At 39.8% G+C, this 14,234-nt stretch carries 11 protein-coding genes and 3 tRNA genes; 12 read left to right on the forward strand and 2 right to left on the reverse strand.

What is annotated here, in order from left to right:
• Positions 1 to 79 precede the first annotated feature (79 nt).
• The 3 genes from ACN222_RS07715 (at position 80) to ACN222_RS07725 (ending at position 2,235) form a co-directional block, all read left to right on the forward strand.
• Positions 80 to 1,897 (forward strand): ABC transporter ATP-binding protein, encoded by a 1,818-nt coding sequence (locus ACN222_RS07715; protein ID WP_044520988.1) that lies wholly within the window; start codon positions 80 to 82, stop codon positions 1,895 to 1,897.
• Positions 1,898 to 2,020: 123 nt separating this feature from the next.
• A tRNA-Tyr gene (locus ACN222_RS07720) sits at positions 2,021 to 2,103 on the forward strand.
• Positions 2,104 to 2,163: 60 nt separating this feature from the next.
• Positions 2,164 to 2,235 (forward strand) — tRNA-Thr (locus ACN222_RS07725).
• Positions 2,236 to 2,327: 92 nt separating this feature from the next.
• On the opposite strand, the gene ACN222_RS07730 is transcribed toward ACN222_RS07725, so the two are convergent.
• A tRNA-Gly gene (locus ACN222_RS07730) sits at positions 2,328 to 2,399 on the reverse strand.
• A gap of 511 nt (positions 2,400 to 2,910) precedes the next feature.
• Between ACN222_RS07730 and ACN222_RS07735 the strand changes: the two genes are divergently transcribed.
• Together ACN222_RS07735 and ACN222_RS07740 are read left to right on the forward strand one after the other, a co-directional pair.
• Positions 2,911 to 3,786 carry an Npun_R2479 family HD domain-containing metalloprotein gene (locus ACN222_RS07735; protein WP_010995724.1) on the forward strand — a complete coding sequence of 292 codons (876 nt, stop codon included), beginning with the start codon at positions 2,911 to 2,913 and terminating at the stop codon, positions 3,784 to 3,786.
• Between the two features lie 73 nt (positions 3,787 to 3,859).
• A complete protein-coding gene (locus tag ACN222_RS07740) occupies positions 3,860 to 4,978 on the forward strand; it encodes an ABC transporter permease (RefSeq protein WP_010995725.1) in 1,119 nt (372 codons plus the stop codon).
• 76 nt (positions 4,979 to 5,054) lie between these two features.
• Here ACN222_RS07740 and ACN222_RS07745 read toward each other — a convergent pair whose 3' ends face one another.
• Positions 5,055 to 5,915 carry a helix-turn-helix transcriptional regulator gene (locus ACN222_RS07745; protein ID WP_010995726.1) on the reverse strand — a complete coding sequence of 287 codons (861 nt, stop codon included), beginning with the start codon at positions 5,913 to 5,915 and terminating at the stop codon, positions 5,055 to 5,057.
• A 439-nt stretch (positions 5,916 to 6,354) separates the two neighbouring features.
• On the opposite strand from ACN222_RS07745, the gene ACN222_RS07750 reads away from it, so the two are divergent.
• From ACN222_RS07750 to cas3, 7 genes are all read left to right on the forward strand, one after another.
• The gene (locus ACN222_RS07750; RefSeq protein ID WP_010995727.1) at positions 6,355 to 6,561 is read left to right on the forward strand and encodes a hypothetical protein; all 207 of its coding nucleotides are present in this window, start codon (positions 6,355 to 6,357) and stop codon (positions 6,559 to 6,561) included.
• A 167-nt stretch (positions 6,562 to 6,728) separates the two neighbouring features.
• Positions 6,729 to 6,980, forward strand: coding sequence for a DUF433 domain-containing protein (locus ACN222_RS07755; RefSeq protein ID WP_010995728.1), 252 nt, complete (start codon positions 6,729 to 6,731; stop codon positions 6,978 to 6,980).
• Complete coding sequence (locus ACN222_RS07760; protein ID WP_010995729.1) at positions 6,977 to 7,336, forward strand: DUF5615 family PIN-like protein; 360 nt, start codon at positions 6,977 to 6,979, stop codon at positions 7,334 to 7,336. Before ACN222_RS07755 ends, ACN222_RS07760 begins: the two co-directional genes overlap by 4 nt.
• Before the next feature lie 111 nt (positions 7,337 to 7,447).
• Positions 7,448 to 10,141 (forward strand): hypothetical protein, encoded by a 2,694-nt coding sequence (locus ACN222_RS07765; RefSeq protein ID WP_010995730.1) that lies wholly within the window; start codon positions 7,448 to 7,450, stop codon positions 10,139 to 10,141.
• A gap of 20 nt (positions 10,142 to 10,161) precedes the next feature.
• Entirely contained in the window at positions 10,162 to 11,196 is a 1,035-nt protein-coding gene (gene cas7d / locus ACN222_RS07770; protein WP_010995731.1) for a type I-D CRISPR-associated protein Cas7/Csc2, read from the forward strand.
• Between the two features lies 1 nt (position 11,197).
• Positions 11,198 to 11,956, forward strand: a complete 759-nt coding sequence (gene cas5d, locus ACN222_RS07775) for a type I-D CRISPR-associated protein Cas5/Csc1 (RefSeq protein WP_010995732.1) — start codon at positions 11,198 to 11,200, stop codon at positions 11,954 to 11,956.
• On the forward strand, positions 11,949 to 14,234 hold the full coding sequence (gene cas3 / locus ACN222_RS07780; protein ID WP_190449619.1) for a type I-D CRISPR-associated helicase Cas3': 2,286 nt from the start codon (positions 11,949 to 11,951) through the stop codon (positions 14,232 to 14,234). The genes cas5d and cas3 overlap by 8 nt, the downstream gene beginning before the upstream one ends.

Below are 14,234 nucleotides of genomic sequence, written 5' to 3' on the forward strand. Positions count from 1 at the left end.
CAACCATTGACTACAACTGTAACACTAATGTAGCATGATAGCTCCAAGCTAACGCTCGCGCTCTTGGACAGTGTGCATCATGGCTAAATTTAAAGATATTGTCAATTACTTTCGTGACGACTGGAAGCTGAGTGCCTTCACTATTGCAGCGTCTAGCGTGTACGAAGTTGTGGATTTACTTGTTCCTTATGCAATTGGGCAAATTTTGAATGTTTTGTCCAATCAACCTTTAGATAAACCCTTAGAAGGTGCGATCGCCACTCTATCACAATTAACGAATTACCCAGTTAGCAAACTTCTATCTTTAGGTGTATTACTGGGTTTAATTTTTCTGGTTACCGTAGTGAGAGCGCCAACACAACCTTGGTTAACCAGTTGGTTTCACTGGGATATAGCTTTAAGATCACGTCGAGATAAAACCCAATCAGCGATTGAGAAAATTCTCACACTCCCCTTAGAATTTTATGATGTCAATAACCCCGGACGCATTGCCGGAAGGCTAGGTAGAGGCCTTTCTAATCACACTTGGACATATCCAGAAATCGCCGGACAGTTAATTCCCAAACTATTTCGTGTACTAGGAATTTTTGGATTTATTGTCTTGATTGAATGGCGGATTGCGATTTTCTATCTAATTTCTTTCGTCCTTATTCTCGGCTTTAGCTTGAGACAGTTAAAGAGAATAATTTGGCACGAAAGTCTTCTAGATAAATACATGGAAAACACAGAAAGCCGCACATCTGAACTAATCACCAATATCAAAACGGTGAAAGCTTTTGCTACAGAATCGAAAGAACTAAAGCGCCAAAAGCAACGTTTAGATCGTGAGCTAAAGGTGGTAGATTATCGCATCCACAGAGGCTATGTTAACCTGCTGACTTGGCAAAAAACTGTGATTCAGTTTTGTGTATTCACCATCTTGGGTTTAACATTAGCCGCAACAGTAAGCGGTAAGGTTTCCCTTGGTCATTTCGTCATGACTTTAACCTTGTCCAGCATGGCGTATTCTGAGTTAGAACCGATTAGCACATTAGCAGAAGTGTTTGCTCGTCGCTATTCCTCAATGCTGCGGTTTCACGAGTTTCTACAAGAGCCGACTGGATACGATGCAGCTAGTCTTTTGGAAGAAGACAACACATCCTCACCATACAAATTTACTGGCAAAGTTGAATTTTCTGGTGTCAGTTTTGGCTATGATGCTAGCCGGAAAGTGTTGCAAGATATCAACTTATTCATTGAACCATACCAAACCGTGGCATTAGTGGGGCGCTCTGGTTCTGGTAAATCTACCTTGGTGAAACTACTTTTACGCTATTTTGAACCCCAGGATGGGCAAATTTTGATTGATGGTCAAGATATTCGCACCTTGAATGTAGGTAAGTATAGACGCAGACTGGCGATCGTTCACCAAGAAGTAGACGTTTTCAACGGGACTGTTTTGGATAACCTCACCTACGGTAGACCTGAGGCTACTTTTGAGGAGGTGAAAGAAGCCTGTAGAATAGCCAGAGTTGACGAAGTTATGCAGCACTTACCCCAAGGTTATTACACCGTTGTCGGGGAACGTGGGGTGAGGTTGTCTGGTGGACAAAGACAACGTTTGGGGATTGCTAGAGCCTTGCTAGTAGAACCCGATGTGCTGATTTTTGACGAAGCCACCTCTAGCCTAGATTATGAGTCTGAACGTGCAATTCAATTGGCGATGCGATCGATTCAGGGTACTTGCACCACAATCGTCATTGCTCACCGTCTCAGTACAGTCCGGGAAGCAGACAAGATAGTAGTCCTAGACCAAGGAAAGATTGTCGAAGTCGGTAACCACGATGAACTTTTGCGTCAAGAAGGTATTTACCGCCGTTTGCACTCCCTCCAAGAAACTGGGGAACTCCTAGATTAGAAAGGTTTGTAGTAAGTCTTCTTGCACTTACTACAAACTCTTTTTGGTGTTCTCCAAAAATTTTTTATTACCCACTTGCCATTTCTAAAATACGCTGCTATTATTGTAAATCGTGGGACATACGGGTCGGTGTCCGAGTGGTTAATGGAGACGGACTGTAAATCCGTTGGTTTACACCTACGCTGGTTCAAATCCAGCCCGGCCCACCTTCAATTTTAGATTTTGAATTATAACCTAGTTCAAAATCTAAGATTTAAATAAATTTCGCCCGTGTGGCTCAGTGGTAGAGCACACCCTTGGTAAGGGTGAGGTCACGAGTTCAATCCTCGTCACGGGCTTCTCAATTTATACTCTTTCTGTAAATTAATGTAGAGCGACAGACAAATTGTCAACGTTGGCATAATTATTTGTCGCTCTACAACAAAATAAAAGCGGGCGATGGGACTCGAACCCACGACGTTCACCTTGGGAAGGTGACATTCTACCACTGAATTACGCCCGCATTAACAGCACAGGTAGAATTATAACACTATTTTTGCAGTGTAGATAATATCTGCATTTCCATTATGTGTTGGCACAATCTCTTATACAAAACGTGCAGCGTTTTCCAGGGAAGGGAGAGGTGACATTTTTTCTACCGCAGGCATCGTGCATACTTGCGTCACAATGTTACTGTATCCAGATCACCGTCATACAGTGAAAAAATGCGGAACATAGATAGTGATAAGCTATTCTGCTTTTAAGTTGCACAATCCATCGTGAGGGCTGTTTACTATCAACGGTCAACGGTCAACGGTTAACAGCCCTTATTAGTAGTTCTAAAATTTAGACGCGCATTAGCTTAACTGCTCAATGTATTTTCTAGCGGAAACATAAATTTAGCTAGCACACACACTAATACGTGAGTTAAAAAGGATGAATCTGAATTATCTTCAGTTCTAGTCGGGTGTTTCCTGATTATGTATTTTTGTCAACAACAAAGCGAGAATTGCTATCCAACTTGAGTAACTAATATGTTCAACGCTACGGAAATTTTAATTGATGCTTTTGTGAACCAAATTCGAGAAGGTTACACTCGAACTTATGGTTGTTTAAAGAATGATTACCAAGACATCATTGCTTGGGCTGGTAGCATGGCTTTGGAAAACATTGCCAATAGTGACGCGCTTTATCACAATGTCGAACATTCAGTATTAGTTACTCTTGTAGGACAAGAAATTTTGCGTGGTAAACACATCCGCGAAGGTGGCGTTTCTAGCGAAGACTGGTTACACTTCATCATTTCTTTGGTGTGTCATGATATCGGCTATGTTAAAGGAGTCTGCCGACAAGACCAAGAACACGCAGGATTATATGCGACTGGTGATAATGGCAGAATGATTTCTCTGTTGCCTGGAGCTTCTGATGCTAGTCTGACACCTTATCATGTCGATAGAGCTAAACTATTTATTGATGAGCGTTTTGGCGGTCATAAACTGATAGATGCTGAGGTAATTAAAAGCAATATTGAATGGACTCGTTTTCCTGTACCGACAGCAGAAGACCATCAAGAAACAACTAATTTTGCTGGATTAGTGCGTGCTGCTGATTTAATTGGGCAATTAAGCGACCCCCGTTATTTGAAAAAAATTACATCTTTATTCTATGAATTTGAAGAAACTGGCATCAATAAAGTTTTAGGCTATGAAACGCCAGCCGATTTACGCAAAAACTATGCCAAGTTTTACTGGAATGGTGTTCATCCTTATATTAAAGATGGTTTACGCTATCTATCTCTGACACAGCAAGGTAAACAAATTATGGCTAATCTTTACTCGAATGTGTTTGTGGTAGAACATGAAAGAACTCAAGAGGAACATCTCTACCTAGTTGAACAACTCCATGCTTAGATGATAGTCATTGGTCATTGGTCATTGATAACAGACCACTGACCACTGACACCAGACAAAAGGCAAACAAATTATGAATTGGTGGCAAAGACTCCAGAAAAATCCCTTAGCACAATTTGGGGCTATTTTACTTTTAATATTTTATTTGGCGGTGATTGCGGCTGATTTTATCGCTCCATACGACCCTTACACTTCTCAACCGAATGGTTCACTATTACCGCCAACTAAGATTTATTGGGTTTCAAAAACATCAGGTAAGTTTATCGGCCCCCACGTTTATCCCACAATACAAGGCAATACAGACTTAGAAACAGGCGATCGCCAACTCATTGTAGACGATAAAAAGCCCTCACCTGTGCGTTTATTTGTCTCTGGGCCAGAATACCGACTCTTACAGCTAAGTTTACCCCTACCGCCCAAGTGGGAAGAAACCACAATTATCCCCGGTATCCCCTTAAATTGGCATTTATTCGGCGCAGATAATGGGGCAAAACTCAACATCTTAGGTACGGACGAACAAGGCCGCGACCAATTCAGCCGTCTCCTACATGGTGGGCGCATTAGTATGTTTATCGGCATTATTGGGGTGGTAATTACTTTTCCCCTCGGTTTGCTGATAGGGGGTATTTCCGGCTATTTCGGCGGTTGGACGGACAGCATTATTATGCGGATTGCAGAAGTGCTGATGACTTTCCCCAGTATTTATCTGTTGGTTACCTTGGGGGCAGTTTTACCGGCTGGTTTAACTAGCAGTCAGCGATTTTTACTCATAGTTTTGATCACTTCTGTAATTAGCTGGGCTGGGTTAGCCAGGGTAATTCGTGGACAAGTGCTATCAATCAAAGAACGAGAATTTGTCCAAGCCGCCAGGGCTATGGGTGGTAAGCCAATATATATTATTCTGCGTCATGTTCTGCCGCAAACTGCTACTTATGTAATTATCTCTGCTACCTTGGCGGTTCCTAGCTTTATCGGTTCAGAAGCAATACTCAGTCTCATCGGTTTAGGCATTCAACAACCAGACCCATCTTGGGGTAATATGCTATCTCTAGCCAGCAATGCTTCTATATTAGTGCTGCAACCTTGGTTAATTTGGCCGCCGGCTGTGTTAATTATTTTGACAGTTTTAGCTTTTAATTTACTAGGTGATGGGTTAAGAGATGCCCTTGATCCTCGGAGTTTACGCCGCTAGAACCCCAAGGCTTTACCCAGGTTATTGTCCTGGGTAAAAGGCGATCGCAGATTTATTTGATAACAATCTAGCTTTTTTAACTCCTGGTTTCGATGTCATACAACTGGCAGAGGGTGAGGAGTTTTTGTTTGAGGCGATCGCGCACATTTTCAGGCGCTATAATCACACAATCTTCCCCATAGCGCAGCACTTCCCGAATTAACCAGAAGGGATTTGATACTCGCCTAACGACTTGGCGCACCTCTCCAATCACTTCGTTACTCATGTCGTTGGGTTTTGCTTCATAAGCTTTAATCAGACCTTTGTAAAAGTGCAAGTACACTTTGAGGTAATCTAGCCCTTCATGTCGCCAGTGTCCGTTGACTGGCACAACACCCTTGATTCTATCAAGACGTAGACAGCGATTGTGTATGAGTTCTGGAAAGTCGTTATTTGGGATATCTTCAGTTTCATCACACCAAATATTTAAGTAAAAACGTTTCTCTTCAAAAGCTATTTCGGCGTAACGCACTGTAAAAGACAGGTCTCCAAGTTGAGGATTGGCATAGAGTAAGTGAAAAGGTTGTTGATTTTGGCGGAATTGTTCTGCAAGAATGCGCCACGCTTCAGCAGGTTGGCTGACTTGCTGGAGTAGCAATTGGCGCATGGGCGGTTCAAGTTGACCTCGTTCCAATAACAGACTAGAGATAGTTTGCGCTTGTTCAATAAAACCGGAGTCCTTCAATAATCCTATGGCTTGCTGGAGCGCAGCTACTTGTGTTGAGCTTAAAGTGAAGGGTTTACCAACTTCAAACTCTTGTTGAGCGATCGCTACAAGTAATCCAGACACACTGGGAGACTTACCCCAGAAAATCCCAAGTTTTCGGGCTATTTCTTCTAGCTGTTCTTTTGTCCCAGAGGGAATTGAAAGTGTAATTGTCTCTTTTTTCCTAGACATCCAATAAAATGTAATTACAATATTGATATAACTCTTATTTACAGTTATTGTATCTGTATACCAGGTGAATCGGGAACTGAAATTGCAAAAAACAATGTTACTCGCTATGCAGATATTAAAAAAGCCAGAGTATAGCTCTGGCTGGCAAGCCCTGATAGGGATTAAGGAGTTGTATAAATGCCTTGATCACATCTTTTCTACAATTTCAATCCCTGATAGGGATTCGAGTTTAATTTCAAGGCTTCTCCAGTATACATCTTAAAAAAAACCTATTCAAAACTTTTTTGAATGGAAAACACTTTTTTACTACAGACAAAATTCTAATGCTATATTAAGGAGAACCAAAACAAAGCTGTTTTAGTTCACCTATGTTGAGTGGTATCTCATAGGCTAGCACTAATATGGCTTTTTTGGCGCAAACCTATTGAGGTAATTTCTGATGAAAGACAATCTTCAAGATCGGATGCTTCAAGTGATGTCAGACACTTGCTGGCATTCTACAGAAGAGTTAGTAGAGAAAGTTAGCCACCGATTTTCTGCAACTATGCACACTCTCAAGAAGCGTGGTTATCAGTTTGATAAACGACGTATTCAAGGTCAGCAGTATGAGTATCGACTGGTAATCAAATCAAAAGCGATCGCATAAACAGTATTTATCATCACCTATCGGGGGTAGTTGCAGCTACTCCCATTTCCTGAAAAAGCAGCTAGTGAGGTCAACGACCATAACAGATGATCATTTGCTGTCCAAAATTTCCCTTGACTCCAATATTTGTTTCGGTAAACCTTGTATTAGAGGTCATTACATAAACTATGAACGAACAAACATTACTAGAAAGAATCACATTTAACCCCCAAATCTTTGGCGGTAAACCAATTATTCGAGGTCGTCGCCTAGCTGTTGAACATATTTTAGGGATGTTAGCAGTAGGAGATACGATTGAAACCTTGCTAGAAGCTTATCCCTGGTTAGAACGGGAAGATATACAAGCCTGTTTAATCTATGCACGAAGGTTAGTTGGTCATGAACGAGTTGAACCTTTATTGATAGAGTCTCCACGGTGAAAATACTACTAGATACTTGCATTAATGCTAGGGTGCGTACCGATTTACAAATGATTGGGTATGATGTAGTTTGGTCTGGAGATTGGCCAAAAGATCCAGGTGATGAAGAAATTTTAGCAACCGCCTATCGTGAAGGTAGGATTTTAGTCACCCTTGATAAAGATTTTGGAGAGTTAGCAATTTTGCGGGGAAATCCTCACTGTGGTATCTTGCGTTTAGTTAATCTCTCAACCAAAGAACAATCAATAGTTTGTTTGCAGGTGCTTCAGCTTTACGGAGACGAATTATTCTCTGGTGCAATTGTAACTGCTGAATTAGATAGAGTCAGAATTCGCCCACCTGAAAATAGGACTTGAAAATTCATTCCGTAAAAATTATTACTAGTGGCGCAATTAATTAGGACGGACTATGGTGTTTGTTGACCACTTAATGAGACTGAGTTTGGTATTAAATCTATATCTTTCAATATGATTAAGCGCAGTCGGCTTTTAAATGGCCTTCCAAAGTCTTTGGAGGAGCGTTATTTCACCGAAATTCGCCCCCAGCTTTACGAAAATCATGCACATCGTCATCAGTACGGAGTAAGAACAGGTACAACCCTTGCAGAACACCTCGATTCTGCGTGTCAGTTCATTTTGACAGTCAGCCGAATCGCAGAAGTCCCAGAAGATAAAAGACCTTTGCTACTAGCTGCAACTGCGGTTCATGACCTGAATAAATTAGATACCCAAGGACGCAATGTTAAAACCCTAGCCAGAAATCAGGCATTTTTACGAGAACAGCTTGAAAAGGCTTGTGTACTTAGCTTTGTTGTTTCAGAAGCTGATTTGGAGTTAGTCAGAAAGCTAATTGAGCGCCATTCAGGTCATAACGTCAGCGATGGAGCAAGATTTTTACCAGAAGACCCAAATATTGAACGATGGGCGGCGATGCTTACATCTGCGGATTTATTTGATTTAGGAATTCCAGATGCACAACGTTTTCGCAAACTGGAAAAAGAGTTAACAGTTGCTTTTGGACGAAGCTGTAACCTCTTTAGAATCCGCATCTCTGAGGATAAAGGCTATATTACAGCCCTATTGCTGGGTGCTTGCGAAGAAGTTTTACAAAAACATGGGTTAAATCCTTTAGCGATTTTCCCTGATGGCGAACTTTTTGAAGGAGGAGCTTTACCAAATGTTGATTTGACACAAGAAATAGCTGCTGTTTGGCAAATTAAAATTGACCAAGTTTTTGGAAATAATATCGAAAGACTTGTCAGAGCTACTAAGGATGGTATTAAGATTTCTCATCAAGCTATCCAACAAAATATTGAAGAAGTATTAGTAAATGTTGAGGCTCTTTTAGAAAGAAAAAAAGCTGGTTATAAACCAGACAAGATTTCTAAAGATATAACTAAATGGGGTGAAGCGGCTGGTGCAGATGCAATAATAAAAGCATCTGAACTTCAGTTATTACCTGTAAGCAATGCAGAAGAATTTGCCATATCTGAAGGTTTGAAGGCAGCTTATCTTAGTTACCGTGAAGCCGGATTAAATCCTAAAGAAGCTTGGGATAAAATTGCTCATCATACGGGTATATCTGAACTCCAGCGCACTGCAATTGAGTCGTTTAATGGTCAATATGGGCGACCTTTATTTGCTGCTAAGGCTGCTGTTAAAGGAATGGAGGGTATTAAAGAAGCTCTACAAGAATCTTTCCAACTAAGAAAAGAAAGTACACAAATATCTGAGGAAACAGAAGTATCTGAAGAGATGATTGCAGCTGTTAGCAGAATGGTAAATTTACCTTTTGCTATTCGCTTAAATGGAGTCGATCATTTAAATGCTTATGTAGAAGCAAATCCCAGACAAAGATGCTCTTTAGGTTCTACTTCTACTGATATAGATGAGCTAATTTCAGATAATATGCCTCCTGGTACAAAAGTACAAGCTTTTTCTAACCGCTTACCAGGTGGTATCAGTGCTGAACCGAAAAGACAAGCAGATTCAATTGCAGCTTTAGCCTATCAATTAATGGCAGTTGGGGCAAACTTTCCTGCTGTTAAAAAACAAGACCCGCTTTATTTGCACTTAGCATTACCTAAAGGTTCTGCACCAGAACTGTTGAGAATTTGGCGTGGACTTTTAAAACAACTTGCAGCGACAAATGCTGAAGGTGGTACTGTCACTATTGATGAATTGAAATTATATAAAGATAACCTGCTTGAATTTAAAGCTAACAAAGTAGTCGGTTTAGCATTACCAAAGCGTCCTGATTTTGTTCATACATCTGTCATTATTCCTTTACTTTGGGGAGATGTTAATAATTCTTTAGCTTTACTAAAATCACTGAGACTTGCTTTAGAAATTTCCTTATCTTTAGATATTGGCTTTCCTTTTACCTTGAGTAGCAATCTAGAGGTGGAGTTATTTAGTGATGTTTACGGACGAATAGAGGGAATTCCTTCTGCGCTGCAAACTTTATTAGGAAATGGACAATATCAGCAACGCCAAGATGCAGAAAAAATTCTTGAGCGACTACGTTGCATTGGCAAACTAGCAACATCTGTTGCAAGTATTCAGAAAGCTGATGATTGTTTGTATGATTTGGCTCGTGCTTGTGTCAGACCAATTGAACTTTATTATGTGTTGCTGCGTTGGACTCTGCGAGAACAAGACGAACCAAATTTGAGTGTTATTTGGAGTCGCATTTGTGAGCCGTTAAATATTTTACTGGAGAGCTTTATGCCGGATGAAAACTTACTCTTAACTAAATATCTTAAGGAAGCTGCTCAAGTTGCAGCAGAGGGAAAAATTTGGGGAAGTTCTTTTAAACGAACTGCTCAAGCAGAACCATTTACAGCTTTTATTGCTGCTATTCGTTCTCAAAAGTCTTATTTGGGATTAGATGTAATTTTTGCTGCTTTAGTACAGCAATATCATACTCGCTTAGACCGTATCCGTGAGCATGGCGTAGGTGCGACAAAGTATGAACAGGTCAAGCGTTATTACGAGCTATTACGAAAACTATATGAGGAGGTTTATTCAGCACGTCCTGAAAAGTTTTTATCTGACCAAAAAACTTTAGAAGCTGCTTATCTATTCTTCCTTGAGGAAGCACGTAAACAACTTAAAAGTCAATCTGAAGATGATTCTATCGCAACAACTACAACTGTTTAAATAATTAGGAGTTTTTCATCATGTCCATTTCAAAACTTTCTTCAGTTCTAGCAACAAGTTATGAGAATTTCCCCAAGGGACGTTTTATCACTTTAGTTATTTTAAGAACAACCCATTCTGAAACTATCTTCCGTACAGAAGGTTCAGGTGAACCAATGTGTAGCGAATTTGTCCAAGCTGGTTTAGAGGGTGAAAATCAAAAAACTATAATTCAACGTTTGGTAATGACTAAGCGTAAACAAGTAGCACCAGAAAGACGCTATGGACGAGAACATTTAAGAGCGCATGAGCTTTTATACACTAACCCTAAAGATGGCTCTCTTTGTTCTTTGAATACTAATGCACCTTGTGAAATGTGTGTAGATTGTTTCCTCTACGGCTTCGCTGCTGGTGGGGGTGGCGCTCAAAAAAGTCGCATTTGGACTGAGGACGCTTTTAGTATTTTACCTGCTAGTGATGTTGTAGGCGATCGCACCATAAACGCCATCTACGAAACTGGTACAATGCGGGATGAAAAAGGTAACGCCTCAACAGCTTTAAATACCAGCGAATACATCAAACCAGGCGTGCATTTTTTGGATGTCGTCACCCTAAAAGATGTAACTGCGGATGAACTGCGATATATCATCGGTAATATTCTTTTTACAAGTCGTTACGGTGCGGTTTCCAGTCGTGTTGGACGCATGGAAAACGAAATATTAGGTGTATTTGGTAGTATTACCGAACTTCCTAGTTCTCTGGAACTTGTACAAGCTACCTATGATGCACTAGGTAAGCCGTTAGAACACCCTTTGAATATTAATCAATTAATTACAGCCAGCAAACAAGTAATAGCTAATTGGAAAAATAAGAGAGGGGTTTCTGTGCAGCTATCTGAAGCAGAATTAGCAGATTTACTGACTGATGTAGAAACTCATTGGTCAGAATTAGAACGAGATACTTTTCTAAAACGTTTAAGCCAATCTTATGAACCATTCCGTCAGGTTTCACCTGAAAAAAACAAAGGTAAAGGTAAAGGTAAAGGTAAAAATACACCAGTTGAAGTAGAGAGTTAATATGTCAACAATTCTTTTTCAGCAGGCAAAACTTGTTGAATTATACTGTCTTGAACCAGTCTTTTTTGCCTCTAGGGAGTTGTCTGATACCTATTACACTGAGGGGGTAATTGGGAATTATGCTCTTACCTATGCTTTAGGTAGAGTAAATTCCCCTTATCGACTCCAAGGTCAGGCTACAGGACGACCAACCTACAAAGAAGATTTACAACCAATTGCACAGGATTTTTATATCTTACCAGCTTCACCAGTAGGTAGGGTGACATTCAGATTTGAACGTTTCAATGCTCTTTCTGATGCTTACTGGTATGCGATGACTAATAATCGGGTGGCGACGGCGCGAGAAGATTTACCATTACAACGCCAAGGCAAAAAACCAAGTTCATTTAGACCGAGTAATTTTCCGCAAACTGGAAGACTGCGGATGATTGAACGCAGAAACAAATTTCAAACTTTGGTATTTGGAAATTACCAATTACCAAATTATATTCGCCTTGGTAAATTCATGAGTAAAGTCAAGGTGAATGTGCTGAATGAATTTCCTGTGACTTTACTACCAGAAGGTGAATATCAAAGTCAACATTATCTAAATGCTGCTGATTTACCACAGCAAATAGAGGCTTTAGCATTCGATTTAATTTCTATTCCTCCTGCACCCATCATTAAAAATCTTCATTTTCGGGGTGCTGCTTGGCAAGTTGGAGAAATGATTGTACCAGCAGGTTTACATTTTTGCGGTAGAGAAAGTAACAATGAGTAATCAAAGATTAGTTATCAGATTAGAACCGCGCAGTATTTCAGCTTGTGCATCTTTGCCAGATGAACTATCTTTTATGGGGAATGCACTTCAGCATCAAGTAGATGTATTTGAACAATCTAAGGATGCAGATATTATCCTTGATTTAGCACCAACTGGCACAGGTAAAACTAAAGCAGGATTAACAGTATTAAAGCATCAGCAAAATAAAAGTGCTATTTACATTGCTCCAACAAATGCTTTAATTGAACAGCAAACAGAAGCCGCAAAAGAATTTGTGCGTGATGCTAACTTACGTCATGTCGTCAAATCTGCTTCTGCTAAAGACATTAAAAGCTGTCCTAACGATAAAGTTGGTAGTCGTTCAGGGGAAAAGCTGTATAATGTTTTGCGGAATCCAGCTACAGTTTTTCCCGATATTGGGGCTAATACACCCATCATTTTAGTCACAAATCCTGACATCTTTTACTATGCAACTTTCTTTGCATATAACAACCTAGATAGAGGTAATATTGCTGCTGGTTTTTACACCAAATTTTCGACAGTCATTTTTGATGAATTTCACCTCTACGATGCTAAACAGCTAGTAGGAATGCTGTTTTATCTCGCTTATTCTCAAGTTTTTCGCTTTTTTGAGAACGGACGCAAGGTAGTTTTACTCACAGCAACACCAGAACCAGCTTGTGAATTAGCATTGCAGAATTTAAAACAAGCTGGTGTGAAGATAGCAAGAATTGATGGAGAAGCTGGTAATACTAGTTTTTTACCGTCACAAACAGCAGTTAATCTAGAATTAAGACCAAAACCAGATATTAAGGAAGAGTGGTTAGCAGAGTTAGCAGCAGAAGTTATACAACGTTTTCGAGAAAGACCTGATGAAAATGGTGCTGTAATTCTTGACTCTCTTGATAATATTAATCGTTTATCAGATTTACTACGACAGCAAGGACTTGGTGATGACATCGGACGCATTACAGGCCCTGCACCCAAAAAAGATAGAGAAAGGGCTATGCAGTGTCAAATTATTTTGGCTACTAGCACTGTAGATGTAGGGTTTAACTTTGAAAGACACCCTAAACCGAAACGGCAAAATTTAGATTGGTTGATTTTTTCAGCACGCGATCGCGCCGCATTTTGGCAGAGAATTGGTAGAGTAGGGCGTGTTTTGGGTAAATCTGAAACTAATATTGATTCAGAAGCCATTGCTTACTTACCTGCTAACGCCTGGGAAGAAGGTTTAACGTCTCTAGATACTACTGGGGGACGTACAGCGCTAAAAGATGTACTTGAAACACTTCCTTGTTTGGATAAACCTTTTTTAAAAGCTTACTGGCGTTCAGAAGCATTTCTAGAAATTGCCCGTCCCTTATTAGAATTGGAAGAAATGCTTGAAGGTTTAGCTGAGGAAAAATTAATTTTGGAGTTATTCAATACTCTAAAATCTATTTTTGAAGGAAACAGAACTTGGGATGATTATCGCTATAGAATGAAACTTTTACGAGGTGCTGAAACTATTGCCAAAAAAACGCCCAAAGAAATCAAAAAGGATTGGAAGTATATCAAAGGTGGTCAGGCTTTTGTCAGAACCTTTATCAAAGCCAAGTTTATTGAAGATTGGGAAGATTTACAATCCGGACGAGCCACCATAGAAGAATACATAAACTTATTGCTTAAACAAGATGACGATGTATTAGCTGAATTAAAAGAATTTGCTGAAGTTTTTAGTATAAGTTATGCACCTTTATTTAGTTTTCGCTCTAGTCTGTTTGAAACTCTTTCCATTCGTGACCCTCATGGTTTGATTCTAGATGAATCGGAGGAAACAAGACTAGATACTTTTCACCTATTACGCTATTATGAATTTGTCCAAAATGGTGATTATATTGAAGTCGCCAGTCGTGCTAATGAAACTTATCAATTGAGTTTTGAATTACGCTACACCGATAACTGGCAAGAATTTATCAGTACAGAACTGAACAAACTAACAGCTTTTAAAAATTGTCAAATTATCCGCAGTGCTGGAGGCGCAATAAGACCCACGCCCCTAATACAAGCTTTGAATAAGCATCTCTTACCAGGAGTAATTATTTGCCCAAGAACAAATGCTACTGTTATTTTCCAATTGAACAAGCAAGGAATCACTTCTTATCCAATAACCATTGTTTGTAATGATATGGAAAAAGAATATAGATTATTTTCAGGCTTGTCAGGAATTTTAACAATAGCAATGAAGTTTAAACAGCTACGTCTGCCTGATGATGAAGTTTTTATTGCGGGATAA

Origin of the sequence: Anabaena sp. FACHB-595 (assembly GCF_048568275.1) — a bacterium.
Lineage (GTDB): Bacteria > Cyanobacteriota > Cyanobacteriia > Cyanobacteriales > Nostocaceae > Trichormus.